At 65.3% G+C, this 24,121-nt stretch carries 26 protein-coding genes; 19 read left to right on the top strand and 7 right to left on the bottom strand.

Translation table 11 applies throughout. The features are described from left to right. Window positions 1–6: 6 nt before the first annotated feature. From BMX67_RS19970 to BMX67_RS06080, 6 genes are all read left to right on the top strand, one after another. The gene (locus BMX67_RS19970) at window positions 7–138 is read left to right on the top strand and encodes a hypothetical protein (protein ID WP_281249146.1); all 132 of its coding nucleotides are present in this window, start codon (window positions 7–9) and stop codon (window positions 136–138) included. A gap of 81 nt (window positions 139–219) precedes the next feature. After that, window positions 220–636: a hypothetical protein gene (locus tag BMX67_RS06100; RefSeq protein ID WP_090733309.1), complete on the top strand. Its 417-nt coding sequence runs from the start codon at window positions 220–222 to the stop codon at window positions 634–636. Window positions 637–768: 132 nt separating this feature from the next. Then, window positions 769–1,017 carry a hypothetical protein gene (locus BMX67_RS06095; RefSeq protein ID WP_090733307.1) on the top strand — a complete coding sequence of 83 codons (249 nt, stop codon included), beginning with the start codon at window positions 769–771 and terminating at the stop codon, window positions 1,015–1,017. Between the two features lie 75 nt (window positions 1,018–1,092). Next, window positions 1,093–1,305, top strand: coding sequence for a hypothetical protein (locus BMX67_RS06090; RefSeq protein WP_090733305.1), 213 nt, complete (start codon window positions 1,093–1,095; stop codon window positions 1,303–1,305). A 63-nt stretch (window positions 1,306–1,368) separates the two neighbouring features. Next, window positions 1,369–1,590 (top strand): hypothetical protein, encoded by a 222-nt coding sequence (locus tag BMX67_RS06085; protein WP_090733303.1) that lies wholly within the window; start codon window positions 1,369–1,371, stop codon window positions 1,588–1,590. Between the two features lie 102 nt (window positions 1,591–1,692). Next, on the top strand, window positions 1,693–3,741 hold the full coding sequence (locus BMX67_RS06080; protein WP_090733302.1) for an acetyl-CoA carboxylase biotin carboxylase subunit: 2,049 nt from the start codon (window positions 1,693–1,695) through the stop codon (window positions 3,739–3,741). A 43-nt stretch (window positions 3,742–3,784) separates the two neighbouring features. Here the strand turns inward: BMX67_RS06080 and BMX67_RS19535 are convergent, their stop codons facing one another. Next, complete coding sequence (locus BMX67_RS19535) at window positions 3,785–4,198, bottom strand: DUF4174 domain-containing protein (RefSeq protein WP_175479826.1); 414 nt, start codon at window positions 4,196–4,198, stop codon at window positions 3,785–3,787. Window positions 4,199–4,267: 69 nt separating this feature from the next. Here BMX67_RS19535 and BMX67_RS19530 point away from each other — a divergent pair, with 69 nt between their 5' ends. Further along, window positions 4,268–4,963, top strand: a complete 696-nt coding sequence (locus BMX67_RS19530; RefSeq protein WP_175479825.1) for a hypothetical protein — start codon at window positions 4,268–4,270, stop codon at window positions 4,961–4,963. On the opposite strand, the gene BMX67_RS06065 is transcribed toward BMX67_RS19530, so the two are convergent. Both BMX67_RS06065 and BMX67_RS06060 read right to left on the bottom strand, forming a co-directional pair. After that, the gene (locus BMX67_RS06065; RefSeq protein WP_090733297.1) at window positions 4,929–5,129 is read right to left on the bottom strand and encodes a hypothetical protein; all 201 of its coding nucleotides are present in this window, start codon (window positions 5,127–5,129) and stop codon (window positions 4,929–4,931) included. The two genes, BMX67_RS19530 and BMX67_RS06065, sit on opposite strands and share 35 nt — an antisense overlap. Window positions 5,130–5,243: 114 nt before the next feature. Then, the gene (locus BMX67_RS06060; protein ID WP_090733295.1) at window positions 5,244–5,768 is read right to left on the bottom strand and encodes a DUF4174 domain-containing protein; all 525 of its coding nucleotides are present in this window, start codon (window positions 5,766–5,768) and stop codon (window positions 5,244–5,246) included. 57 nt (window positions 5,769–5,825) lie between these two features. Between BMX67_RS06060 and scpA the strand changes: the two genes are divergently transcribed. The 6 genes from scpA to BMX67_RS06030 all read left to right on the top strand — a co-directional run bounded on the left by scpA (window position 5,826) and on the right by BMX67_RS06030 (window position 11,626). Then, on the top strand, window positions 5,826–7,961 hold the full coding sequence (gene scpA, locus BMX67_RS06055; protein WP_090733293.1) for a methylmalonyl-CoA mutase: 2,136 nt from the start codon (window positions 5,826–5,828) through the stop codon (window positions 7,959–7,961). A gap of 91 nt (window positions 7,962–8,052) precedes the next feature. Next, window positions 8,053–8,877: a glycosyl transferase gene (locus tag BMX67_RS06050; protein WP_090733292.1), complete on the top strand. Its 825-nt coding sequence runs from the start codon at window positions 8,053–8,055 to the stop codon at window positions 8,875–8,877. Between the two features lie 2 nt (window positions 8,878–8,879). Beyond that, window positions 8,880–9,398 carry a hypothetical protein gene (locus BMX67_RS06045; RefSeq protein WP_090733290.1) on the top strand — a complete coding sequence of 173 codons (519 nt, stop codon included), beginning with the start codon at window positions 8,880–8,882 and terminating at the stop codon, window positions 9,396–9,398. 3 nt (window positions 9,399–9,401) lie between these two features. Next, entirely contained in the window at window positions 9,402–9,842 is a 441-nt protein-coding gene (locus BMX67_RS06040) for a methyltransferase family protein (protein WP_090733289.1), read from the top strand. An 89-nt stretch (window positions 9,843–9,931) separates the two neighbouring features. Next, window positions 9,932–11,221 (top strand): homoserine dehydrogenase, encoded by a 1,290-nt coding sequence (locus BMX67_RS06035; RefSeq protein ID WP_090733287.1) that lies wholly within the window; start codon window positions 9,932–9,934, stop codon window positions 11,219–11,221. Between the two features lie 75 nt (window positions 11,222–11,296). Next, complete coding sequence (locus BMX67_RS06030; protein ID WP_090733285.1) at window positions 11,297–11,626, top strand: DUF6665 family protein; 330 nt, start codon at window positions 11,297–11,299, stop codon at window positions 11,624–11,626. Here BMX67_RS06030 and BMX67_RS06025 read toward each other — a convergent pair whose 3' ends face one another. Then, entirely contained in the window at window positions 11,627–12,241 is a 615-nt protein-coding gene (locus tag BMX67_RS06025) for a lytic transglycosylase domain-containing protein (RefSeq protein ID WP_411958233.1), read from the bottom strand. A 219-nt stretch (window positions 12,242–12,460) separates the two neighbouring features. Here BMX67_RS06025 and ssb point away from each other — a divergent pair, with 219 nt between their 5' ends. Next, entirely contained in the window at window positions 12,461–12,967 is a 507-nt protein-coding gene (ssb, locus tag BMX67_RS06020) for a single-stranded DNA-binding protein (protein ID WP_090733282.1), read from the top strand. 230 nt (window positions 12,968–13,197) lie between these two features. Beyond that, on the top strand, window positions 13,198–14,235 hold the full coding sequence (locus BMX67_RS06015) for a Leu/Phe/Val dehydrogenase (protein WP_090733280.1): 1,038 nt from the start codon (window positions 13,198–13,200) through the stop codon (window positions 14,233–14,235). Window positions 14,236–14,360: 125 nt separating this feature from the next. On the opposite strand, the gene aroB is transcribed toward BMX67_RS06015, so the two are convergent. Then, window positions 14,361–15,473: a 3-dehydroquinate synthase gene (aroB, locus tag BMX67_RS06010; protein ID WP_175479833.1), complete on the bottom strand. Its 1,113-nt coding sequence runs from the start codon at window positions 15,471–15,473 to the stop codon at window positions 14,361–14,363. Further along, entirely contained in the window at window positions 15,470–16,003 is a 534-nt protein-coding gene (locus BMX67_RS06005) for a shikimate kinase (protein WP_090733277.1), read from the bottom strand. Before BMX67_RS06005 ends, aroB begins: the two co-directional genes overlap by 4 nt. 269 nt (window positions 16,004–16,272) lie before the next feature. On the opposite strand from BMX67_RS06005, the gene BMX67_RS06000 reads away from it, so the two are divergent. From BMX67_RS06000 to BMX67_RS05990, 3 genes are read left to right on the top strand one after another with little or no spacing between them, the layout of a single operon-like run. After that, a complete protein-coding gene (locus BMX67_RS06000) occupies window positions 16,273–17,742 on the top strand; it encodes a hypothetical protein (protein WP_090733276.1) in 1,470 nt (489 codons plus the stop codon). After that, a complete protein-coding gene (locus tag BMX67_RS05995; protein WP_090733274.1) occupies window positions 17,739–18,710 on the top strand; it encodes a site-specific tyrosine recombinase XerD in 972 nt (323 codons plus the stop codon). The genes BMX67_RS06000 and BMX67_RS05995 overlap by 4 nt, the downstream gene beginning before the upstream one ends. A 6-nt stretch (window positions 18,711–18,716) precedes the next feature. Next, complete coding sequence (locus tag BMX67_RS05990; protein ID WP_090733273.1) at window positions 18,717–20,045, top strand: HlyC/CorC family transporter; 1,329 nt, start codon at window positions 18,717–18,719, stop codon at window positions 20,043–20,045. Here BMX67_RS05990 and BMX67_RS05985 read toward each other — a convergent pair. Continuing rightward, entirely contained in the window at window positions 20,042–21,964 is a 1,923-nt protein-coding gene (locus BMX67_RS05985) for a hypothetical protein (RefSeq protein ID WP_090733271.1), read from the bottom strand. The two genes, BMX67_RS05990 and BMX67_RS05985, sit on opposite strands and share 4 nt — an antisense overlap. Window positions 21,965–22,070: 106 nt before the next feature. Between BMX67_RS05985 and tkt the strand changes: the two genes are divergently transcribed. Continuing rightward, window positions 22,071–24,095: a transketolase gene (gene tkt / locus BMX67_RS05980; RefSeq protein ID WP_090733270.1), complete on the top strand. Its 2,025-nt coding sequence runs from the start codon at window positions 22,071–22,073 to the stop codon at window positions 24,093–24,095. The last annotated feature ends 26 nt before the right edge of the window (window positions 24,096–24,121 follow it).

Raw genomic sequence — 24,121 nt, 5'->3', positions numbered from 1 at the left:
TAAGACATGTCGAAGAAACTCGTTCTCGGCTTCGTGCTGCTGTCGGCCTTTGCCGCTTGCCAGCGTCAACAGCCTGACGTCTATGTCCCGGCGAATGATCCCGTCACGACCGAGCCGGTCTATCAGGGCAAATTCTGACCCCTGCCTTGCAGACATCGTGCGCGGGCGGACGGCCCGCCCGCGCCACCCGCGCCCCGAACCCCTTAGAAAGGGCGCAACATGCTGAAGCATCGCGGCTTTCCCGGCCGCCTACCCGGCACCGATTTCCAGTTCACCATCCGCCGCGAAAATCGCAAGGCGGGCGCCACCGCCATCGCGCGCCGCGAACGTTTTCGCGACCGCAAGCCCGCCGACCGCAAGGCCGATGCCGGGTTTCTGGCCGCGCTGATCGAACATTTCGGCGAAGAACCCTTTGAACGCGGCAATCTGGATGCTGGACGCCTGTCCTGGCTGATCGGTCGCGAGGTTCTGGCCGTAGGCGAACTGGACCCGACCGATTACGAACAGTTGCTGCGCGTCGATCTGGCCCGCGCCGAAGCCTCTTTCCCCGAAATCTTTGCCAAGGCCCCGCCCCAGGACGACGATCACGAGGACGCCTGGGAAGAGGTCGATTGGGACGACGAGGACGACGACTGAGATGCGCGACTTGCTGCCGACTTGTTCCGGCTCACACCCATGTCAGTTTGACCTTTCCGTGAGTTCTGCAATAGTTGCGCGGCACACTTCACATGCGTCCATTCCGGGCGACGTAAATACAGGCAATATACCATGCAGAAATCCTCGCTTCTTCGCCTTGCTGGCTTCGCAATCATCGCAGCCGGTCTGTCGGCCTGCGCTCAGGGTGGCTACGGCACCGCGACCGGCCTGTCGCCGGACGCACAGCGCGCAGCTGGTGGTGCCGTTGCAGGCGCCGTCATCGCCAAGGCGCTTGACGAAGACATCGCAACCGGCGCGGCCCTGGGTGGCGCAGCCGGCGCCCTGTGCGACGACGCAGGCGTCTGCCAGCGCCGCTACTGATCGCGGCACGGACGTTGAACCAATCGTGCGTGACGGGCGTTCCCGTCACGCAACGAACGATACAGGTTTAAGCCCATGCAAAAGACACTCGCCACTTTCGCCCTGCTCTCGGCCGCTGCGGTCGCAGGCTGCACGCAGAACATCAACCCGACCGACACCGACCGCGCCCTTATCGGCGCAGGTGCAGGGGCGGTCATTGCTGATCTCGCCGGAGAAAGCGCAATTGGCGGGGCAGCCATCGGTGCTGCCGGGGGCGCGCTGTGCGACGACGTCCGACTGTGCGAATAAACGTCTGACGGCCTGTCCGGCACGGCCGGGCAAGCCGCCTTTCCCCTTTTCAGGAATAAACCCATGTTCAAGATCTTCGGCTTTGCCGCGCTGGTCGGCGCGACTGCTGTTGCTGGCTGCACGCAGAACATCAATCCGACCGATATCGACCGCGCGGCCATCGGCGCCGCTGCGGGCGCAACCATCGCTGCTGTCGGCGACCGCAAGGAAAGCGACATCTACAAGGCCGCTGCGATCGGCGCGGCCGGTGGTGCGCTGTGCGACGACGTTCGCCTGTGCCAGTGATCGACTGATCCGGTCGCGCGATCCGCGCGACCTCGTTTCCGAAACCGTCCGGGGCCTGTCGGCCTCGGGCGGTTTTTTCATGCCTGCCGGCCGGGAGGGCCCATGTTCAAGAAAATCCTGATCGCCAACCGGGGCGAGATCGCCTGCCGCGTCATCAAGACCGCCCGCAAGATGGGGATCCAGACGGTCGCGGTCTATTCCGACGCCGATCGCAACGCCTTGCATGTGAAGATGGCCGATGAGGCCGTTCACATCGGCCCGCCCCCGGCCAATCAATCCTATATCGTGATCGACAAGATCATGGAGGCAATCCGCCAGACCGGCGCCGAGGCCGTGCATCCCGGCTATGGCTTCCTGTCCGAGAACCGCAAATTCGCCGAAGCGCTGGAGGCTGCGGGCGTCGCCTTCATTGGCCCGCCCGCCTCGGCGATCGAGGCGATGGGCGACAAGATCACCTCGAAGAAACTGGCGCAGGAAGCCGGGGTCAGCACGGTGCCGGGCTATATGGGCCTGATCGCCGATGCCGATGAGGCGGTGAAGATCTCGGGCGAGATCGGCTATCCCGTGATGATCAAGGCCAGTGCCGGCGGCGGCGGCAAGGGCATGCGCATCGCCTGGAATGAGGAAGAGGCCCGCGAGGGTTTCGAATCCTCGAAGAACGAGGCCGCCAACAGCTTTGGCGACGACCGCATCTTCATCGAGAAATTCGTCACCCAGCCGCGCCATATCGAAATTCAGGTTCTGGCCGACCAGCATGGCAATGCGGTCTATCTGCATGAACGCGAATGCTCGATCCAGCGGCGGAACCAGAAGGTGATCGAGGAAGCCCCCTCGCCCTTCCTGGACGAAGCCACCCGCAAGGCCATGGGCGAACAGGCGGTGGCACTGGCCAAGGCGGTGAACTATACCAGCGCGGGCACCGTCGAATTCATCGTCGATGGCGACCGGAATTTCTATTTCCTCGAAATGAACACCCGCCTGCAGGTGGAACATCCGGTGACGGAACTGATCACCGGCGTCGATCTGGTCGAACAGATGATCCGCGTGGCCGATGGACAGAAGCTGCCCTTCGCGCAATCCGATCTGACGATCAATGGCTGGGCCATGGAAAGCCGTCTTTATGCCGAAGACCCCTATCGCGGCTTCCTGCCCTCAATCGGGCGGCTGACCCGCTATAGCCCGCCCGCTGAAATCGCCGCCGGCCCGCTGAAAGCCGCCGGCAATTGGGTGAATGACAGCGAGGATGGCGACAGCCCCGTCGCGGTGCGCAACGATACCGGCGTCTATGATGGCGGCGAAATCAGCATGTTCTACGACCCGATGATCGCCAAACTCTGCACCTGGGCGCCGTCGCGTGGCGAGGCGATCGAGGCGATGCGCGTCGCGCTGGATGAATTCGAGGTCGAGGGGATCGGCCATAACCTGCCCTTCCTGTCGGCGGTCATGGACCACCCGAAATTCGTGTCGGGCGACATGACCACTGCCTTCATCGCTGAGGAATATCCTGACGGTTTCACAGGCGTCACGCCTGACGAAACCGAACTGACCCGCATCGCCGCCGCCGCCGCCGCGATGCATCGCGTGGCCGAAATCCGGCGCAGTCGGATCAGCGGGCGACTGGACAATCACGAACGCCATGTCGGCGAGAACTGGGTCGTCTTCGCCGGCGATCACGAGGTTCCGGTGCGCATTCAGGCCGATCGCGAAGGCGCGACCGTTCACGCCGCAGGCCGCGATCTGCGCGTCGAAAGCGACTGGCGTCCCGGTCAGTCGCTGGCGCGGCTGACGGTCGATGGTGCCGGGCTGGTGATGAAGGTCGACAAGATCGCCGCCGGGTATCGCCTGCGGACCCGCGGCGCCGATCTGAAGGTGCATGTCCGCCGCCCCCGTGCTGCGGAGCTGTCGAAACTGATGCCCGTGAAAGAAGCCGCCGATACGTCCAAGCTGCTGCTGTGCCCGATGCCGGGCCTTGTCGTGAAGATCAACGTGGCCGTGGGCGATGAGGTGCAGGAAGGTCAGGCGCTGGCCACGGTCGAGGCGATGAAGATGGAAAACATCCTGCGGGCCGAAAAGAAGGGCAAGGTCAAGGCGGTCAATGCCGAGGCCGGTGAAAGCCTGAAGGTCGATGACGTGATCATGGAGTTCGAGTGAGCCCGCACCCTGCCCCTGCCGTCCTGCGCGACCTTGCGCGAGGTCAATCCTCGCGCGCTTCGCGCTGGCGCATGGGCATGGTGTCGATCAGCCCGATGATCTCATCGGGATCGACCGGGGTCTGGCGTTGCAGCTTGACCCCGCCATCCTTGCCGATCAGCAGAACCGCGAAACCGTCGCCCAGGGTGTCGCGCAAGGCCTTGGCACCCGGACCATCGGTCAGCAGAACCACGTCGCGCTCGGCCAGGTCATCCATCCGCCCCTGCAACGCGGTCAGTTGCGCCGCCGTGGCCGCCCCCTGCCCCAGAACCACGACCGGCCGCGCCTGCCAACGCAGCAAATCCAGCGTATCGCGCTGGATCGGTTGCGCATCGGTCGGAATCGGCGCACCTGCCCTGTCCGCATGGGCAAGGGCGGGGAACGCGGCGCAGATCATTGCGGTCAATCGGGTCAGCATCGTCACCTCCTGTCCTACAAGGCTACGCATGCGCAGGACTTTCGGTTCCATCACATCGGGAGGGCGCGCGTGACCGAGTGGCAGCTTCTGTTGTGGAACGAACGCGTCGCGGCGGCGCTTGTCACCGCGATTGTCGGGGGTGGGGTCGTGGCCGCCGGCTGGTTCTGGACCCATGCGCTGTCGCGGCGGCGTGACCGTATCCTGCGGCAAGAACAGGTCAACGACATCCAGCGCGCCCTGCTGGCCGAGATCCGTGCCCATGTCGCGGCCCTTGAACAGCAACGGTCCGAGGACAACACCGCCGCCAGCATCGCGCTGCGCCAGCGTCTGTTGGCGGAGCAGCACGTGCCGATCCTGCCCCATGATGCGAATGACCGGATTTTCCGCGCGGTGGTGGAACAGGTTCATATCCTGCCCCAGAACGTGATCGACCCGGTCGTGCGCTATTACCGGCTGATCGCGGTCCGGGTCGCGCTGGCGCAGGATATCCGCAGCAGCGCCAAGGATCATCCCAATCGCGCGGGCGACATGCTGGAGGATTATCTAAGCCTGACAGACGAAACCCGTCAGGCCGGAAATCTTGCCATGCTGGTTCTGGGGGCAAGCCTGACAGGCGGTCGCGCGGCGGTCGATGCCCTGTTCAAGGCCTTGGCGCGTCAGGACGCCGAAACCCCCGATGCCGCAACGCAGCAAGACGAGGATATGCGGATCGCGGATGCGTCCGGGTCGGTCAGTAAAACACCTTCGGACCGGAGATCCCCTTGATGGGCGGCAAACCGATCACGGCTGCGATCTCGTTGGAATTGCTGGCTTTCAGCAGGTCCCGGACCAATTCGTCGGTGGACAATTGCCGGGCATCGCGCGGCGTCGAAACATCGCCCTGCCCCGCTTCGGGCAGTTCGATCTGGCGCAGTGCGGACTGGTTGGCCATGTCATCACCTTTCATCGCTGCGGGCCGCGAAACCTGTGGCCCTGCACCAAAGATAGGGTCGCGCGGCCATTTTCGCAACAAAAACCGCGACCGGGCCGCCCGGTTCCCCCGCCCTTACCGGCCAAGCGAGGATCGCCCGATCTCTTGCCGCCGCAGCGGGAACTTGTCGATGGCACGGCTGATTTCGCGCACGTCCCAAGGGAAGGGCTTGCGCAGCTTGACCTGCCCGTCCTTGTCCAGAACCACCAGCGAAAACCCGCGCGGATGCAGCTGTTGTCGCCAGACGCTGTCGGCATCGGGATCGGCATCGGTGATCACGACGACATCGCGATCGGTCAACATGCGCGGCTGCGCCCGCAACGCCTGCAATTGTTCGCGAAATGCCGGATCCTCGGGCGTGTCGGAAAACACCACCACCGGTCGCGCGTTCCAGCGGAAATCCTGCGGCGCGACCTCATCCGCGGCATATTCCACCAGATCCGGCCGATCCCGTGTGGGGGCGGCTGGCTGGGCCAGTTCCTCGGGGCTGCGCGGCTGGGCGGCCTGCCGGGTTTCGGCATCCATATCGGGCACCGGCCCGTCGCGCGCAGGCCCCATCGCGGCCAGCGCCATCGCAAAGATCAGGAAATTCAACTTCATCGGCACCTCATCCTGTTCAGAATATAGGATCGGACAGCCTGCGGGAAAGGACGGATCATGACAAAACCGACATTGGAGGACTGGCGCGCACTGGCCGAGAAAGAGCTGAAGGGCCGCGATCCCGACAGCCTGACCTGGGACACGCTGGAGGGAATTCCGGTCAAGCCGCTTTACACGCAGGCCGATACCGACGGGCTGGATCACATGAACAGCCTGCCGGGCATCGCGCCCTTCACGCGGGGGCCGCGCGCCACGATGTATGCGGGCCGCCCCTGGACGATCCGGCAGTATGCGGGCTTTTCCACGGCCGAGGAATCGAACGCCTTCTATCGCCGCAACCTTGCTGCGGGTCAGCAGGGCGTGTCGGTGGCCTTCGACCTGGCCACCCATCGCGGCTATGACAGCGACCATCCGCGGGTCGAGGGCGATGTCGGCAAGGCGGGTGTCGCCATCGACAGCGTCGAGGACATGAAGATCCTGTTCGACGGCATCCCGCTGGACAAGGTCAGCGTCAGCATGACCATGAACGGCGCCGTCATCCCGATTCTTGCGAATTTCATCGTCGCGGGCGAGGAACAGGGCCACGACAAATCGGTCCTGTCCGGCACCATCCAGAACGACATCCTGAAAGAGTTCATGGTGCGGAACACCTATATCTATCCGCCAGAACCTTCGATGCGGATCATTTCCGACATCATCGAGTTCACCAGTTCCGAGATGCCGCGCTTCAACAGCATCTCGATTTCCGGCTATCACATGCAAGAGGCCGGGGCGAACCTGGTGCAGGAACTGGCCTATACGCTGGCCGACGGGCGCGAATACGTCCGCGCGGCCATCGCGGCGGGCATGGATGTCGATGCCTTTGCGGGACGGCTGTCCTTCTTCTTCGCCATCGGCATGAACTTCTTCATGGAGATCGCCAAGCTGCGCGCCGCGCGTCTGCTGTGGCACCGCATCATGGATGAATTCGGCGCGAAGAAGCCGGGGTCCAAGATGCTGCGCACCCACTGCCAGACCTCGGGTGTGTCGTTGCAGGAACAGGACCCCTACAACAACGTCATCCGCACGGCCTATGAGGCGATGTCGGCGGCCCTTGGCGGCACGCAGTCGCTGCACACCAACGCGCTGGACGAAGCCATCGCGCTGCCCACCGATTTCAGCGCCCGCATCGCGCGGAACACGCAGCTGATCCTGCAAGAGGAAACCGGCATCACCAATGTCGTCGATCCGCTGGCGGGCAGCTATTACATCGAAAGCCTGACCGCCGAGCTGGCCGAAAAGGCATGGGCCTTGATCGAAGAGGTCGAGGAGATGGGCGGCATGACCAAGGCCGTCGCCTCGGGCATGCCCAAGCTGCGGATCGAGGAGACGGCGGCCCGTCGTCAGGCCCTGATCGACCGGGGCGAGGATGTGATCGTCGGCGTCAACAAGTACCGCAAGGACAAGGAGGACCCGATCGACATTCTGGACGTGGACAACGTCAAGGTTCGCGCCAGCCAGATCGCGCGGCTTGAAAACATCCGCGCCACCCGCGACGAGGCCGCCTGTCAGGCGGCGCTGGACGAACTTGCCCGCCGCGCCACGCAGGGCGGCAACCTGCTGGCCGCCGCCGTCGAGGCCGCCCGCGCCCGCGCAACCGTAGGGGAGATCAGCATGGCGATGGAAAAGGAATTCGGGCGTCACCGCGCCGAGGTCAAGACGCTGGCCGGCGTCTATGGCGCGGCCTACGAAGGCGACGAGGGCTTTGCCCAGATCCAGAAGGATGTCGAAACCTTCGCCGAGGAGGAAGGCCGCCGTCCTCGGATGCTGGTCGTCAAGATGGGTCAGGACGGCCATGATCGCGGTGCCAAGGTGATCGCGACAGCCTTTGCCGATATCGGCTTCGACGTCGATGTCGGCCCGCTGTTCCAGACCCCGGAAGAGGCCGCGCAGGATGCCGTGGACAACGACGTGCATGTCGTGGGCATCAGCAGCCAGGCCGCCGGTCACAAAACCTTGGCGCCAAAGCTGATCGAGGCGCTGAAGGCGCAGGGCGCGGGCGACATTCTGGTGATCTGCGGCGGCGTCATCCCGCAACAGGATTACGAGTTCCTGCAGAAGGCCGGTGTCAAGGCGATCTTCGGGCCGGGCACCAACATCCCCTCGGCCGCAGCGGATATCCTGAAGCTGATCCGCGAGGCGCGTCAGGCCTGATCCCCCGCCGTCCGGGCCTTCGGTCCGGGCGGCGCTTGCGCTTGCCCTTGGCCGCCCGCTGTGGAACCTATCGGTCAGATCAGGAGGTCTCATGAGCGACGGACGCAACGGATCGGTCAAGCAGTTCATCTGCATCAAATGGGGTGCGAAATATGGCCCCGAATATGTCAATCGCCTGTATGCGATGATCGCGCGGAACGTCACCCCGCCCTTTCGCCTGTATTGCTTTACCGATGACGACAGCGCGTTGCATCCCGACATCGCGGCGCGGCCCCTGCCCGTTTTCGACTACGAACCGCCCAAGCGCACCTTCGGCAAATGGCCCAAATCGCGCCTGTGGGGCGATCTGGGGGATGTGACGGGCACCGTGCTGTTTCTGGATCTGGACGTCATCATCACCGGATCGCTGGACGAATTCTTCGACTATGGCGATCCCGAGGACACGATCCTTGGCCTGAACCCGAACACGCCGCTGGAAAAGATGGGTCAGACCTCGGTCTACCGGATGAAGGTGGGCAGGCTGGCCGCGCTGCAGGATATCTTCAAGGCCGATCCGCAGGCAGCGGCGGACAAATACCGCTTCGAGCAGCGCTTCGTGACCCGCAACGCCCCCGGCGGAGTCAAGTTCTGGCCACGCGCCTGGATGGCGCATTTCCGGATGCATTGCGTGCCGAATTTCCCGCTGAACTATTTCCGCGAACCACGCATTCCGCCAAAGGCGCGGATCGTGATCTTTGCGGGCGGGCTGAACCCGCCCGATGCGCTGGCCGGTCGCTGGGACGCGACGCTGACGCATCAAAGCCCGCTGGAACATCTGCGGGCCGGGCTTGCGGGGCGGCGCAAGGAAAGCTTCGTGAAGCACATGCGCCACTATTTGCGCCCGACGCCCTGGGTCAAGGATCTGTGGACCGAGTGATCATGCCCCTTCCCCGTGCCCCCGACCGCCTGTCTGATGAAATGGCCGCCGCGCTGGGCCATGCGGTGTCTGGCTTCGGCTTTCTGGAAGAGGCGCTGAAACGCGCGATCTTTTCGCTGACACGGCAGGGCCTGGGCGAAGATGCCGATGATGCCGCGCTGGAAAAATGGCTGCGGCGGATGGAAGACATCGCCGATGACAGTCTTGGGACGCTGATCGACAGTTTCGGCGCGGCGATGCGCCATGCCCGGATCGGGGACCGCGACGTGCTGTATGACATTCTGGGCGAGCTGCGGCTGAAACGAAACCTTCTGTGCCATGCCTCGTGGCGGCCGGGCGCGCAGCCGGGCTATTGGCACCCGACCTTCATCAACACCCGCGGCGAACGGTTTCCCGACGACCTGTCGGCCGAGGATGTGTTGCAGATCCATGCCGACACGCTGCGCATCGCGCGGCGCGTCGTGTCGATCATGCGGGCGACCGGGATCGACGGCGAATGGGCGGGCCATGATGATGACTAGGCGATGCGACTGACCGCCGATTATCCGCCGGTCTGGCTGATCGGGTTTCTGGGCATCGCCTGGGCGCTGGGGCGGATCTGGCCGCATGGGCCGACATGGCTGGCCCTGCCCGGCTGGCTGTCAATTGCGGCCGGGCTGGTCCTGATGCTGCTGGCCGCGCTGCGGATGTGGCGGCACCGCACCACGGTCGATCCGCATGGCCAGCCCCGCAGCCTTGTGACCGATGGCGTCTTTGCCCTGTCGCGCAACCCGATCTATCTGGGCGATGCGATGATCCTTCTGGGGGCGGCGCTGGTCTGGTCGACACCCCTGGGCCTGCTGCTGGTGCCGGTCTTTGCCGCCGTGATCCACCGCCGCTTTATCCGCAAGGAAGAGGCCGCGCTGCAGCGCCTGTTTCCCGTGCAGTTCGCGACCTATCGGTCACGCACGCGGCGCTGGATCTGACCTTGCGGCAGGTTCCGGGCGCTTGATCGTTGCATCACGGCGCATGGCGCGCTAACACCCGCGAACTTGAAAACAGGTAAGAGGCTATCATGTCGTCCCCCTTGCGCCTCGGCATCGCCGGGCTCGGCACCGTTGGGATCGGTGTCGTCAAGATCGTTCAGAAACATGCAGATCTTTTGGGCAAGCGTTCGGGACGTGAGATTACCATTACCGCCGTCAGCGCCCGCGATCAGCGAAAGAACCGCGACGCGGATCTGTCGTCCTATCGCTGGGAAAGCGATCCGATGGCCGTCGCCACCGCCGATGATGTCGATGTCTATGTCGAACTGATCGGCGGCGACAGCGGCATCGCGAAAGACAGCATCGAAGCCGCGCTGCGGTCCGGCAAGGATGTCATCACCGCCAACAAGGCGCTGCTGGCGACCCACGGCCAGGAACTGGCCGAACTGTCGGAATCGCTTGGCCGGCTGATCCGCTTCGAGGCCGCCGTGGCCGGGGGCATCCCGATCATCAAGGCCATGACCGAGGCGATGGCAGGCAATTCCGTCAACCGCGTCATGGGCGTGATGAACGGCACCTGCAACTATATCCTGACCCGCATGGAAAGCGCGGGCCTGCCCTACGAGGCCGTCTTCGAAGAGGCCCGCCAGCTGGGCTATCTGGAGGCCGATCCAACGCTTGACGTGGGCGGCATCGACGCCAGCCACAAGCTGGCGATCCTGTCCTCGATCGCCTTCGGCACGCAGGTCAATTTCAACGCGGTCGAGATCGAGGGGATCGAGCGTGTCAGCATCGACGATATCCGCCGCGCCGCCGATATGGGGTATCGCATCAAGCTGCTTGGCGTTGCCCAGATGACCGCGCGCGGTCTTGAACAGCGCATGTCGCCCTGTCTGGTCCCGGCCGACAGCCCGCTGGGTCAGTTGGCCGGCGGCACCAACATGGTGGTGGTCGAAGGCGACAGCGTCGGCCAGATCGTCCTGCGCGGTGCAGGCGCGGGTGAAGGCCCGACCGCCAGCGCCGTCATCTCGGATATCGTGGATGTCGCGCGTGGCGTGCGCCTGCCGATGTTCGGTCAGCCCGCAGGCACCCTGACCCCGGCAAAAGCCGCCCGCACCGCCGTTCCCGCCGCCTATTACATGCGTCTGGAACTGCAGGACAAACCGGGTGCGCTGGCCAAGGTCGCCTCGGTTCTGGGCGATGCCGGCATCTCGATCGACCGGATGCGCCAATATGGTCAGCACAGCGACACCAGCGTGCCGGTGCTGGTCGTGACCCACCGCACGACGCCAGATGCCATCGACTATGCCGTCGAGGCGCTGCCCAAGACCGGCGTTCTGGTCGGCGAGCCGGTCGAACTGCGCATCGAAGAGGTCTAGGCCCTTTCGCGGGCGCGGGGTTGCGATCCTGCGCCCACCCGCTAGGCTGATGGCGTTGCCTGATGAAAGGTCGCCATGTCGGATTTCCTGCTGCGTCTGGATTGGAAAACCGCCCGCAAACAGGCGGACCCTGACCTTCTGGAACAGGAAATTCAGGCCGAGCGAGCCTCGGCCCTTGGCGGGGCCGGACGCAAGCTGGAACGCGCCCTTGCTGATCTTTCGGCGTCAGATACCGAAAACCGCGCACAATCCCTGGACAGGGCCGCCCGCATTGCGTGGGAATTCATGGTGATGCGCGAAAGCAGCGGCCTGCGCGACTGGCCGCGCGTGATCCGGATCTATCAGATCCCGGCCGACGTGCAGAAAAGAATGGGCGTGGCGCAACCACGGCCCCACCCCGATTGATCAGCTGCCCGCGATGATCCGGACATAGTTGCGGGTTTCACGATAGGGCGGAATGCCCCCATATTTCGTGACCGCGCCCGGCCCGGCATTATAGGCGGCCAGTGCCAGCTTCCAGTTGCCGAACTGGTTATACATCATCCGCAGATAACGCGCCCCGCCGTTCAGATTGTCGATCGGGTCGTTCGGATTGACCCCCAGCTTGGCCGCCGTCCCCGGCATCAGCTGCGCCAGACCCATCGCGCCCTTGTGCGACTTCGCCCGCGGGTTCCAGCCGGATTCCTGCTGAACCAGCCGCAGAAACAGATCCTCGGGGATGCCATGTTTGCGCGCGGCGGCGCGGGCATGCGAAGTGTATTGACTGCTGCGCCCGCGATAGGCGGGGATATTCGGCGACAATTCGATATCGACGATGCTGCGATTGGCGCCGTTGGGCTGTAACCGTGCCGATTGCTGATACTGCGTCGCCAGTCGCGAATCCATCAGACGGGTCTGCCGTGCGAATTGCTCGGCCCGCGATTTCGATGAACTTCCCGACAGTCGCAGCCCCTGCGCCGAAACCGGCGCCGCCGTTGCGACGATGACCGCGCCACAAATCGCGACCTTCATGAGAGACATGACACTCATCACTCTGCCCTCGGATCCTGTCGTTTTTTTGCCACTATACAGAAAAAAACCCTTCCCGCCAGCAAAGCTGCCGCGACCCTGATCAAAGGATGAATGTCGTCGGCGGTTTCTTGCCCAATCCGCCCCCGACCGGGACCACGCGAATTGCTTGCAGCATCTGCCACGGCTGGGATAGACGGACGGGATCATACAAGGAACCGGGAAAGCATCATGGCAGGCAGCGTCAACAAGGTCATTCTGATCGGCAATCTGGGCCGCGACCCCGAGATCCGCACGTTCCAGAACGGCGGCAAGGTCGCCAACCTGCGCATCGCGACCTCTGAACAGTGGAAAGACCGCAACACGGGCGAGCGTCGCGAAAAGACCGAATGGCATTCGGTCGCGATCATGTCGGAAGGGCTGGTCAACGTGGTCGAGCGCTTCTTGAAAAAGGGCAGCAAGGTCTATGTCGAGGGTCAGCTGGAAACCCGTAAATGGCAGGATCAGTCCGGTCAGGACCGCTATAGCACCGAAGTCGTTCTGCGGGGCTTCGGCGGCACGCTGCAGATGCTGGATGGCCGCGGCGAAGGCGCGCCCGGCGGCGGTGGCGGTCGTGACAGCGGCGGCTATGGCGGCGGCTCGGGTGGCGGCTATGACGATTACCGCGGCGGCGGTTCGGGCGGCGGCGCCCCCTCGGGTGGCGGTCGCAGCGATTACGACGACGAAATCCCGTTCTGATCGCATCGGCACGGCGAATCACGAAGGGGCGGTCCGATGGGCCGCCCCTTTCGCATGACCATCCCCGCTTCAGAATATTGCGCGGGGCGTCGGTGTCGCGCATCGCAAATTCCGCCGGGGCGGTCGTCAGTTTGCGAAAAAACCTGCGCTTGCGTGACGGCGAAAGGCGGGGTTTCTGCATCCGGAATTCCGCGCCACAGCACGCGCATCACGATCCGGAGGAGCCTGCCATGACCCTGACCATCACCGATCTGACCCCGCCCGAAGGCTTCGAGCGACTGGTCCGCGCCGCAGATCCCGAACACGGGCTGATCGCGCTGATCTGCCTGCATTCGACGGTGCTGGGTCCGGCGGCGGGGGGCTGCCGCATGTGGGCCTATCCTGACGAGGATGCCGCCATCGCGGACGTGACCCGCCTTGCGCGCGGCATGACGTACAAGAATGCGATGGCCGGGCTGGGTCTTGGCGGCGGAAAATCGGTGATCATCGGTGATGCGCGTCGCGACAAGACGCCCGGGATGATGCGCGCCTTCGGTCGCGCCGTCGATGCGCTGAAGGGCAGCTATTACACCGCCGAGGATGTCGGCATCTCGCCGCAGGACATGGCCCATGCCGCGCAGGAAACGCGTTATGCGGTCGGGCTGTCGGAAGGCTCGGGCGATCCGTCGCCCTGGACGGCCGAAGGGGTGTTCCGCTGCCTGCGCGTGGGCGCCGGGCATGTGTTCGGCGACGCCGATCTGACCGGTCGCCGGGTTCTGGTGCAGGGGCTGGGTCACGTCGGCATGTCGCTGGCGCAGAAGCTGCATCAGGCAGGGGCGCAGTTGATCGTGTCGGACATCAATCAAGCCGCCGTTCAGCAGGCCTGCGACGAATTGCACGCTGCCGCCTGCCCCACGGATCAGATCTTCCAGCCGCAGATCGACATCTTCGCGCCATGTGCGCTGGGTGGCGTGCTGACGCAGGACAACGTCCCACATCTGTCGGCGCGACTGGTCTGCGGTGCGGCGAATAACCAGCTTGCGACGCCCGCGGTCGGCAGCCTGCTGCGGGAACGCGGCATCACCTACCTGCCGGACTACGTGGTCAATGCCGGCGGCATCATCAGCGTCGCCAGCGAAATCCACGGTCAGGACGACGCATGGCGGCGCACCCGGCTGGATCAGATCGCCGAACGCGTGGCGCAGATGCTGACCCAGGCCAGGCTGCGCGACACGACCCGGATCGCCGATGAGATGGTCGAACAGATGCTGGCACAGGCCGCCGCCTGATCGGCAATCCGACGGCACGGGCCGGGACCGGCTGGCACCGCCAGCCAGCCGCCCGGCCCCCTCGATGGGGGACGGGCGGCTTCCCCGCGCCGGGACGGAAAACCCCGCCCCGAAGATCCAGGCCGTCAGTCGCGGGCGTCGCGCAACACGGCCGCCAGAAGATCCGCGGGCACATCGTCACAGACAAAGGCCTCGCCAATATCGCGCGCCAGAACAAAGCGCAGGCGGCCGTCCACCACCTTCTTGTCCTGCCCCATCAGCGCGATCAGCGCCTGATCGTCAGGCAGATCGCCCGGTATGTCGCCAAGCCGCGCGGGCATGCCCATCGCCCGCAGATGCGCCAGAACACGGCTGGGCGTCTCTTGCGGACACAGCCCCATCCGCGCCGACAGATCGAAGGCCAGCGCACAGCCGATCGCCACGCCCTCGCCATGCAGAAGCCGGTCGGAATAGCCCGTCGCCGCCTCCAGCGCGTGGCCGAAGGTATGGCCCAGATTCAGCAACGCCCGCTCGCCCTGTTCCGTCTCATCTCGGGTGACGATCCCGGCCTTCATCGCAACCGAATGTGCGATTGCCTGCTGACGCAGCGCCAGATCGTCGCGCAGTTTCGGGGCATTGTCTTCAAGCCAGGCAAAGAACGCGCCATCACCCAGAAGCCCGTATTTCGCCACCTCGCCATATCCGGCAAGGAAATCGCGCGGGCCAAGGCTGTCCAACACGCCGATATCGGCCAAGACCAGCGACGGCTGATGAAACGCGCCGATCAGGTTCTTGCCATGGACCGAGTTGATCCCCGTCTTGCCGCCCACGCTACTGTCGACCTGCGCCAGCAGCGTCGTCGGGATCTGCACGAACCGCACGCCCCGGCGCAGGATCGCGGCGGCAAAGCCGACCAGATCGCCGATCACCCCGCCCCCGAAGGCCAGAACGACGTCGCGACGTTCGACCTTCTGTTCCAGAAGCCATTCGACCACCCGCGTCAGCTGCGGCCAGCTTTTCGTGGCCTCACCCGCCGGCAGTTGCAGCGCCGCGCTGTCGATTCCGGCGGCCCGCAACCCGTCCTGTAGCCGTTGCAGATGCAACCCGGCAACGGTGTCGTCGGTGACGATCGTCACCCGCCCGCGCGCCAGCAGCGGCGCGATCTCACCGCTTGCGGCGTCGATCAGACCCGGCCCGATCCGGACATCATAGGCGCGCGCCCCAAGCGGGACATGAACGGTCACGGCGTCGGTCATCAGGCCTCCAGAAGGTCGGGTCTTTGGGTGTGGATCAGATCAAGCAAGCGGCTTGTCGCGGCATCGACCGAATCTTCCGGGCGCGACTCCAGCACCAGATCGGCCATGCCATAGATCGGATAGCGTTCCTCGATCAGCCGGGCCAGCGTCCCTTTGGGATCGGGCGTCTTCAGCAGGGGCCGGGTATTGCGCTGACGGACACGGTGCCACAGCGTATCCAGATCGCAATTCAGCCAGACCGACACGCCATGCGTGGAAATCAACGAGCGATTCGCGGGCTGGATCCAGGCCCCGCCCCCCGTGGACAGCACGCCCGGCGGCCCCGACAGGATCCGCGACAGGATCTGGGTTTCGCGGTCCCGGAAAAACCCTTCGCCATCGCGGGCGAAGATTTCGGTGATCGACATGGCGGCCGCGGTCTCGATCTCGGCATCGGAATCGGTAAAGGGAACCCGCAGGCGACGGGCCAGTTCGGTTCCCAGCGCGGTCTTGCCCGCGCCCATCATGCCGATCAATACGATATGCCGCCTCATGGCCCCTCTGTCAGCTTCAACAAACGCGTTGCGGGATCACTGAATGGCGTGATCTTTCCGGAATTGCCATATATATTCGGGCCGAACCGGCAAAAGACCGGGAAAACACGCAGACAAGGCAAGGCAAGGGCAGAGATCGATGCGGCTTTTGAAGGTTTTGGTAGTGCTGATTCTGGCAGCCGTGATCGGTCTGGTCGGATATGCATATTTCGGGGACATGGACCCCAAACGGCAGGAAGTCCGCCAGCCCATCGCTGCGGAGGGCACGGGTGGCTGATCACCGAACAGGCGCAACCGGGGTTCTGTTCGCCGCGGCACTGGCCGTCGGCGCCGCGATCCCGGTCCGCGCCGAACCGCCCCTGTCGGCCAGCGACTGGCTGTCAGGCAGCGTCGGGCCCGCGCGCGAAAGCTCGGCATGGCGGCCCGGGGATCGTCCGCCGCCACGCTTTCCGGGCGGCGGAAATTCCCTGCCCGTCGCCAAAAGCGGCGATGTCGGCGAGGTCGAGGTCAGCCGTCTGGACGGCGGCAACCCGGACGCAACCGGCACCATCAGCGCCCGCAGCGCAGGCCTGCCCCGCGATCTGTGGGCCGGCAGCGATGCCCTGACGCTGGCGGCGCTGCTGACCGATACGCCCGCGCGCCTGCCGTCGATGAACGCCCTGCTGCGCCGGGTCGCGGTGGCGCAATTGTCGCCCCCCGCCGATGCAGGCAGCCATCAGGGCAAGCTGTTTCTGGCCCGTGCCGACCGGCTGCTGGACATGGGCGCACTGGAACAGGCGCAGGCGCTGCTGATCACGGCGGGCCCAGGCAATCCGGCCGTCTTTCGGCGACTGTTCGACATCGCGCTGTTGCAGGGCGACGAATCCCGCGCCTGCGGATTCATGGACAACACGCCCGGTATCGCGCCCAGCTTTTCGGCGCGGATCTTCTGCCTTGCGAAATCGGGCGATTGGGTCGCCGCCGCGATCAGCCTGCGCGGGGCCGAACAGCTTGCGCTGATCGATCAGGATCAGGCGCTGTTGCTGACGCATTTTCTGGACGACGCCTTTGTCGATCACAGCGACATTCTGGAACCCGCCGACCGCCTGACCCCGCTGGAATTTCGTATCCACGAGGCGATCGGACAGCCCTTGCCGACGCAGCCCCTGCCCGTCGCCTTTGCCAATTCCGACCTGCGCAGCAACAATGGCTGGAAGGCCCGGCTGGAGGCTGCCGAACGGCTGGCCCGCGCGGGCGCGATTGACCCGGCCCGCCTGCGCGAGGTGTATGGCGAACAGAAACCCGCGGCCTCGGGCGGGGTCTGGGAACGCGCGGGCGCGATGCGGATGCTGGAATCGGCCATCGAAGCGGGCGATATCGCGCAGGCCCTGCCCCGCGCCTTTGCCGAATTCAAACGCGCGAACATGGCCGATCTGCTGGCCGCGATGGTGGCGGGCGATCTGCCCGAAACCACCGATCAGGATGCCGCGCAGATCCGGTCCTGGCTGCGGCAATGGCGCGGCCTGGAACCCATCGGCCAGACCGATCCGGCGCTGATCGCCGGGGCCGCGGATGACATCACGCTGAAGGGCGAGGCGCTGTTGGCCGCCATGGCCGATGTGGATGCCGGGATCGATGGCGACCTTGCGCGGGCCGGGCGCGGCTTGGCCACCCTGCGGGCGCTGGGTCTGACCGACGACGCCGATCTGGCTGCCGCGCAGCTGACACTGCTGCCCGACATGGCCGAGTTTCCGGGATGAGCCACGCCGATCACCGCGCCATTCTGGCCTTTCTGGATGCCCAGGCCGCCGAATCCGGAGCGGCGCAGAACACCGTGCTGGCGTATGGCCGCGACCTGCGCGACCTATCGGAATGGCTGGCCGATCATGGGCTTACACTGCCCGATCTGACCCGCGAGATCATCGAGGATTATCTGGCCCATTGCGACGCGCTGGGATTGTCGCGGGCGACACGTGCCCGGCGCCTGTCGTCGGTCCGGCAATTCACCCGCTTTGCGCTGGAAGAGGGCTGGCGCGAGGATGATCCCGCCATCCGCATCGCCGGTCCGGGTCGCGCCAAGCGCCTGCCCAAGACCCTGTCGCGCGACGAGGTCGAGGCGATGCTGACCGCCGCCCCCGATCTGGGGCGCACCGAATCCGACCGCAAGCGCAATGCCTGCCTGATCGAACTGCTTTACGCTACCGGCATGCGGGTCAGCGAGCTGGTGTCGCTGCCGGTCGCAAGCTGCCGGGGCGATCCGCAGATGCTGTTGATCCGCGGCAAGGGCGGCAAGGAACGGATGGTTCCGCTGACCGATCCCGCGCGGCGGGCACTGTCGGACTGGCTGATCTGCCGCGACAATGCCCATGACAAAAGCCCGCTTGGCCGTCTGATCGCGGGCAGCGCCGGGCGTTGGCTGTTTCCGGCGCCGGGACGGGCGGGACATATGCCGCGCCAAAGCTTTGGCAGGTTGCTGAACGACATCGCCATCGCGGCGGGCGTCGATCCGTCGCGTGTGACGCCGCATGTGCTGCGCCATGCCTTCGCCACCCATCTGCTGGAGGGGGGCGCCGATCTGCGTGCCATTCAGACACTTCTGGGCCATGCGGATCTGGGAACCACCGAGATCTATACCCATGTGTTGGATCATCGCATGCGCGAGCTTGTGTTGAACCACCACCCCCTTGCGCGTCCCGAGGATGTGCAGCCACCCGAAACCAACCGATAAGGACCCATGGACGATCCTTCGAGTATGTTCGACGCCGCCTTCTGGATGACCAGCGCGGCCATTATTGTTCTTCTGATGATGTCAGGCTTCTTCTCTGGCTCCGAGACGGCGCTGACGGCCTCAAGCCGGGCCAAGCTGCGCTCTCGCTCGGACAAGGGGGATGCGGGGGCCGAGGCCGCATTGAAGGTCACCGAGGACAGCGAGCGTCTGATCGGCGCGATCCTTCTGGGCAACAACGTCGTGAACATCCTGTCGGCCAGTCTGGCGACGGCGCTGTTCACGCGCATCCTGGGATCCAGCGGTGTCGCGATGGCGACACTGGTGATGACGCTGCTGGTGCTGATCTTCGCCGAGGTGATGCCCAAGACCTACGCCATCTCGGCCCCGGAAACGGTGGCCAGCCGGGTCGCGCGCCCGATCCGGGCGCTGACGCTGTTGCTGTCGCCCATCGTGGCGGTGGTGCAGGTGATCGTGCGACTGATCCTGCGGGTCTTCGGCCTTCAGACCGACCCGGATTCGCATATGTTCTCGGTCCACGAGGAAATCGCCGGGGCGCTGTCGATCGGCCATGCCACGGGAACGGTCCAGAAAGAGGATCGCGACCGTCTGCTGGGTGCGCTGGATCTGGGCAACCGCACCGTTGAAGAAATCATGCGCCATCGCAGCGGCATCGAGATGCTGGACGCCGATCTGCCGCCCGATCAGATCCTGGATGTGGTGCTGTCCAGCCCGCATACCCGCCTGCCGGTCTACAAGGAAGAACGCGAGAATGTCGTGGGCGTGATCCATGCCAAGGATCTGCTGCGCGCCGTGAACAAGGCCGTGCGCGATGGCGGGGGCGCCGAGGCGCTGCGCAATTTCGACGTGATGGCCGTGGCGATGAAGCCCTATTTCGTTCCCGACACCACCGCGCTGGACGAACAGATGCGCGAATTCCTGAAGCGGCGGACGCATTTCGCGCTGGTCGTCGATGAATATGGCAGCCTGCGCGGCCTGATCACGCTGGAAGACATTCTGGAAGAGATCGTGGGCGAAATCGCCGATGAACATGACACCGAGGCCGATCAGACCCTGACCCCGAACGCGCAGGGCGATTACAATGTCGATGGCGGCATGACCATCCGCGACCTGAACCGGCAACTGGACTGGAACCTGCCCGATGACGAGGCCAACACGGTCGCCGGTCTGGTGATCCACATGGCCCAGTCGATCCCCGAACCCAAGCAGGTGTTTTCCTTCCACGGCTACCGCTTCGAGGTCGTCGCCCGGCGCGAAAACCGGATCACCAAGCTGCGCATCCGTCCCCTGGCCGCCAGCCCCGATCCCGAAGCCTAGGCCGCCAGTGCCTGCCGGACACGGCGCCCCTGCCGCTGCAACAGCCGGGGCGCCTGCAACAGGCCTGCCGCCTGTTCCAACCGGTCCAGTGCCTGCGCCGCGCGGCCTGCGACCGCCGCGCGGCGTGCCATCGACAGATGCAGCAGCACGTTGTCGGGCATCGCGTCCAGCGCCGCGCCCAGAAACTCGAACCCCAGATCGGCATTGCCCAGACGGAAACAGGTATCGGCAAGCCGCTTGTTGATCATCGCATCGCCGGGCTGCACCTCATCCAGCCAATGCAGCAACCGCAGCGCACGGGCATAGCGCCCATGCAGCGACAGGGCCGATGCCGCAAGCCCGATGCGGGCGGTGCCATAGGCATCACGGGGCGTGTCCGGCGCAGCCCCGGACGCGAACGCCTCGTCCGCGATCAGGCCGTCGCGCCCGGATTGCAGCATCTTGCGGTGCAGATCGGGCATCTCGCGCAGGGGTTGGCGGGCGGTCACATCGTCCAGCAGCTCTTCCCAGTCGCCCAGATAGGACCACAGCGGCGGCACGGCCGCCTCGGCACGCTCGGCCAGGTCCTGCGCCTGCCAGCCAGGCAGCATCAGCAGACGCAACGCGGTGGAACCGGGCTGGCCGAACAGCGCCGCGGCCATCATGTCGCGCACGGGCCGATGATGGGCCTTCTCGCCGAAGCACGCCAGAAGAAACGCGTCCAGCGAGGCAGGCGACTGCGGATCACCGATCACACCGACCGTGTCCTGCACCTGCTGACATTCGCGGGTGTCGCGTGGCACCAGATTCGGTGCCGCCAAGGCCCGAGCGGCCACGTCCCGCGCCGTGTCATGCCGCCCCGCATGCAGCGCCGAGACGGCGGCGATCCGATACAGGAACGGATGGCGCGCAGCCGCATCCGACATGGCGGCCAAGGCATCGGCCAGCGCCGCGCCCTGCCCGGTCGTGATGGCGTGATGCAGCGCATGTTGCGCCGATTGCGCCAGATCGCCGCTGCATAGAAAGCTGTCGGGCCGCGAGATAACGCGATCCAGCAACGCCTGATGCGCGTCCTGATTTTCCTGCGGTGGCAGGGACCGTGGCAGCGAATCCAGCTGCGCATGCCCGATGGTCAGCGCCGCGCGCGAAAATGCGCTGCCGCCCGGTGCCCCGATGCGGGTGGCACCCGCCATCACCAGAACCTCCAGCATGTCACGCTCGGCCGCGTTCAGCCCGTCAAGATCCAGCACCTGATCGACCGGAACGACCCGCGGATCCCCCTGCGCCAGATGCGCCGTCGCGGCGGGCGTGTCGGTAAAGACGACGACCGGACCCGGCTGTTGATCGATCCAGACGCGGCAGAACTCATCAGGAACATATTTCGCGGGCCACGAACTTAGCGACCAAGGGTCGCCGTCCAGCAGGTCGCCCCGCCGCAGATGCAGGGCGCGGATCGCACCCCGATCGCCCGCCCATTCCGCCAGCCGTCGACGCCCCTCGGCCAGCCGTTCGGCCAGACGGGGCGCAAGCGGCAGATCGGCGGCGATGCGAACAGCCTGCCTGTGCGCCTCATCGCGGGATTCACCCAACAGGCAGGTCATCTCGAACGCGGCATCGCTGTGAAACAGCTCGCCCCGCGCCAGCCGTTGCCGGAAACTCGCAGCATCCACCGTCATCGCCAGCGCGGACAGATTGCTGCGCCCCGTCAGATCCGGCATCCCGCCGACAATGCGGATGTGGCGGTCGATGAAATCGCCGCACAGGAAATCATGCGGGTCGGCCAGTTCGGGGTAATGCCCCGTGGGATCGGCCAGCCACAGATAGACCGCCTCGGCCTCGTAGATCTGGCCCAGACGCAACACATTCAGCAAGCCGATCAACCTTGCACCGATCCGGTCCCGGCGGAAGCCGACAATAGGGGCCTGCTGTGTCACACGCATATCCAAAGCTGCATTCCGCGAACGCTAAAGGCGGCCAAGGATGCTTGCAACCGCGTTGCATCGCCCCTAACAGGTCATTGACACAAACCAGCCTCGAAGGACCGCCATGGACATCGATGCCCGCCGCAAGGCCGACCCCGAACATTGGAAGCTGGCCAGCGCGATCCGCGTTCTGGCGATGGACGCGGTCGAATCCGCCAATTCCGGCCACCCCGGCATGCCGATGGGCATGGCCGATGTGGCGACCGTCCTGTTCCGCAACCACCTGAAATTCGACGCCTCGGCGCCGCATTGGTTCGACCGCGACCGGTTCGTTCTGTCGGCGGGTCACGGTTCGATGCTGATCTACGCGCTGCTGCACCTGACCGGCTATGAGCAGATGACGCTGGAACAGGTGAAGAATTTCCGTCAGCTTGGCGCGATCACCGCAGGCCACCCGGAATACGGCCATGTGGAAGGTGTCGAAACGACGACCGGTCCGCTGGGTCAGGGTATCGCCACCGCCGTTGGCATGGCCATGGCCGAAGAGGCCCTGCGCGCCGAATTCGGGGCCGAGCTGTGCGACCACCGCACCTGGGTCATCGCCGGTGACGGCTGCCTGATGGAAGGCATCAGCCAAGAGGCCATCGGCCTGGCGGGCGCCCAGAAGCTGGGCCGCCTGATCGTGCTGTGGGACAATAACGACATCACCATCGATGGCCGTGTCAGCATGTCGGACCGCACCGACCAGTTGGCGCGTTTCAAGGCCTCGGGCTGGCGCGTGCTGGAATGCGACGGCCACGACGCCGCCGATATCGACCGCGCCCTGACCGAAGCCAAGGCCGAGGATGACCGCCCGGTTCTGGTGTCGTGCAAGACCATCATCGGCTTCGGTTCGCCCAACAAATCGGACAGCGCCAAGGCACATGGCTCGCCCTTGGGTGCCGATGAAATCGCCGCCACCCGCGCCGCCTATGGCTGGGACGGCGAGGCCTTTGCGATCCCCGACGACATCGCGGCAAGCTGGCGCCAGATCGGGTCGCGCGGCGCCGAGGACCATAAGGCCTGGGCCGGCCGCCGCGACGCGCTGTCGACCGACAGCCGCGACGAGTTCACCCGCCGGATCGAGAACAAGCCGAACCCGCAGATGGTCTCGCAGATCGTGGCGCTGAAGGCTGAAACCGCCGAGGGCAAGCCCAAAGTCGCCACCCGCAAGGCCAGCGAAAACGTGCTGGAAGCCCTGAACGCCGTGATGCCCGAGAATTTCGGCGGCTCGGCTGACCTGACCGGGTCGAACAACACCAAGACCGGCCAGATGCAGGTGTTCAACGCCGAGAACCGTCTGGGCCGCTATGTCCATTACGGGATCCGCGAACATGGCATGGCTGCGGCGATGAACGGGATCTGGCTGCATGGCGGCTTCAACCCCTATGGCGGAACATTCCTGACCTTCACCGATTATGCCCGTGGCGCGATCCGCCTGTCGGCGCTGATGGGTCTGCCGGTCGTTTATGTCATGACCCATGACAGCATCGGTCTGGGCGAAGACGGCCCCACCCACCAGCCGGTCGAACATCTGGCAATCAGCCGGGCGACGCCGAACACGCTGACCCTGCGTCCCTGCGATCAGGTGGAAACCGCCGAAGCCTGGGAAATCGCGCTGTCGCAGACGACCAAGCCGTCGATCATGGCGCTGTCGCGTCAGAACCTGCCGACGCTGCGCACCACCCACAAGGACGAAAACCTGTCGGCCAAGGGCGCCTATGTCCTGCGCGACGCCTCGGGCGGCAAGCCCGCCGCCGTGCTGATGGCGACCGGTTCCGAGGTCGAGATCGCCATGGCCGCCCGCGATGCGCTGGAAGCCGATGGCACGCCGACGCGCGTGGTCTCGGTCCCGTCGATGGAACTGTTCCGCGACCAGCCCGCCGCCTATCGCGAAGAGGTTCTTCCCGCCGGAACCGTCCGCATCGCGATCGAGGCCGCCGTGCGCCAGCCCTGGGACTGGCTGCTGCTGGGCGAACGCGGCCGCGAGGAAAAATCGGCCTTCGTCGGCATGGAAGGCTTTGGTGCCTCGGCCCCGGCACCGGCGCTTTACAAGGCATTCGGCATCACCGCCGATGCCGTGGTCGAACGCGTGCGGAACATGCTGTGATCATCTTCGGGGCCCAGCTTTCCGGG

The sequence above is a fragment of the Paracoccus homiensis genome, from assembly GCF_900111675.1.
In the GTDB taxonomy this organism is placed as follows: domain Bacteria; phylum Pseudomonadota; class Alphaproteobacteria; order Rhodobacterales; family Rhodobacteraceae; genus Paracoccus; species Paracoccus homiensis.
This window is presented reverse-complemented; position numbering and strand designations above follow the sequence as displayed.

Excerpts from the sequence above, each read along its gene's own strand:
- BMX67_RS19970 (WP_281249146.1), top strand. The coding sequence starts at position 7 with ATGTCGAAGAAACTCGTTCTCGGCTTCGTGCTGCTGTCGGCCTTTGCC.
- BMX67_RS06100 (WP_090733309.1), top strand. The coding sequence starts at position 220 with ATGCTGAAGCATCGCGGCTTTCCCGGCCGCCTACCCGGCACCGATTTC.
- BMX67_RS06095 (WP_090733307.1), top strand. The coding sequence starts at position 769 with ATGCAGAAATCCTCGCTTCTTCGCCTTGCTGGCTTCGCAATCATCGCA.
- BMX67_RS06090 (WP_090733305.1), top strand. The coding sequence starts at position 1,093 with ATGCAAAAGACACTCGCCACTTTCGCCCTGCTCTCGGCCGCTGCGGTC.
- BMX67_RS06085 (WP_090733303.1), top strand. The coding sequence starts at position 1,369 with ATGTTCAAGATCTTCGGCTTTGCCGCGCTGGTCGGCGCGACTGCTGTT.
- BMX67_RS06080 (WP_090733302.1), top strand. The coding sequence starts at position 1,693 with ATGTTCAAGAAAATCCTGATCGCCAACCGGGGCGAGATCGCCTGCCGC.
- BMX67_RS19535 (WP_175479826.1), bottom strand. The coding sequence starts at position 4,198 with ATGCTGACCCGATTGACCGCAATGATCTGCGCCGCGTTCCCCGCCCTT.
- BMX67_RS06065 (WP_090733297.1), bottom strand. The coding sequence starts at position 5,129 with ATGGCCAACCAGTCCGCACTGCGCCAGATCGAACTGCCCGAAGCGGGG.
- BMX67_RS06060 (WP_090733295.1), bottom strand. The coding sequence starts at position 5,768 with ATGAAGTTGAATTTCCTGATCTTTGCGATGGCGCTGGCCGCGATGGGG.
- scpA (WP_090733293.1), top strand. The coding sequence starts at position 5,826 with ATGACAAAACCGACATTGGAGGACTGGCGCGCACTGGCCGAGAAAGAG.
- BMX67_RS06050 (WP_090733292.1), top strand. The coding sequence starts at position 8,053 with ATGAGCGACGGACGCAACGGATCGGTCAAGCAGTTCATCTGCATCAAA.
- BMX67_RS06045 (WP_090733290.1), top strand. The coding sequence starts at position 8,880 with ATGCCCCTTCCCCGTGCCCCCGACCGCCTGTCTGATGAAATGGCCGCC.
- BMX67_RS06040 (WP_090733289.1), top strand. The coding sequence starts at position 9,402 with ATGCGACTGACCGCCGATTATCCGCCGGTCTGGCTGATCGGGTTTCTG.
- BMX67_RS06035 (WP_090733287.1), top strand. The coding sequence starts at position 9,932 with ATGTCGTCCCCCTTGCGCCTCGGCATCGCCGGGCTCGGCACCGTTGGG.
- BMX67_RS06030 (WP_090733285.1), top strand. The coding sequence starts at position 11,297 with ATGTCGGATTTCCTGCTGCGTCTGGATTGGAAAACCGCCCGCAAACAG.
- BMX67_RS06025 (WP_411958233.1), bottom strand. The coding sequence starts at position 12,241 with ATGTCTCTCATGAAGGTCGCGATTTGTGGCGCGGTCATCGTCGCAACG.
- ssb (WP_090733282.1), top strand. The coding sequence starts at position 12,461 with ATGGCAGGCAGCGTCAACAAGGTCATTCTGATCGGCAATCTGGGCCGC.
- BMX67_RS06015 (WP_090733280.1), top strand. The coding sequence starts at position 13,198 with ATGACCCTGACCATCACCGATCTGACCCCGCCCGAAGGCTTCGAGCGA.
- BMX67_RS06005 (WP_090733277.1), bottom strand. The coding sequence starts at position 16,003 with ATGAGGCGGCATATCGTATTGATCGGCATGATGGGCGCGGGCAAGACC.
- BMX67_RS05995 (WP_090733274.1), top strand. The coding sequence starts at position 17,739 with ATGAGCCACGCCGATCACCGCGCCATTCTGGCCTTTCTGGATGCCCAG.
- BMX67_RS05990 (WP_090733273.1), top strand. The coding sequence starts at position 18,717 with ATGGACGATCCTTCGAGTATGTTCGACGCCGCCTTCTGGATGACCAGC.
- BMX67_RS05985 (WP_090733271.1), bottom strand. The coding sequence starts at position 21,964 with ATGCGTGTGACACAGCAGGCCCCTATTGTCGGCTTCCGCCGGGACCGG.
- tkt (WP_090733270.1), top strand. The coding sequence starts at position 22,071 with ATGGACATCGATGCCCGCCGCAAGGCCGACCCCGAACATTGGAAGCTG.